Source organism: Rhodoferax sp. U2-2l, assembly GCF_020594515.1.
In the GTDB taxonomy this organism is placed as follows: domain Bacteria; phylum Pseudomonadota; class Gammaproteobacteria; order Burkholderiales; family Burkholderiaceae_C; genus Rhodoferax.
This window is the reverse complement of record NZ_JAJCTH010000046.1, coordinates 1-255: the sequence shown is the minus strand read 5'-3', so window position 1 is coordinate 255 and position 255 is coordinate 1. Positions and strand designations below refer to the sequence as shown.

At 56.5% G+C, this 255-nt stretch carries 1 protein-coding gene; it reads right to left on the bottom strand.

What is annotated here, in order from left to right; all coding sequences use genetic code 11:
* Positions 1-255: helix-turn-helix domain-containing protein (locus LHU53_RS19610; RefSeq protein WP_370632355.1), on the bottom strand; the 255-nt coding region annotated here is incomplete at both ends.

Genomic DNA, 255 nt, shown 5'->3' with positions numbered 1-255 from the left:
GCTTGTGCCAGTTGCACCTCAAGCTCCTTGATCTGTTGCTCTGGGGTTAACGGCTTGGGAGTTTTATCGATCGGCATGGCCGCCAATGATGCCGCACGTCCCCATCCTTGGCGACCATGCTTGCGCAGCCAGGTCAACACCGTTGAGCGACCTTGTATCCCGTACCGGCTTTGCGCCTCTTTGTAGGTCAACTCGCCTTTTTCCACTTGCTCCACCACCGACAGCTTAAAAGCCAACGTGTAGTCGCGCTGTGTG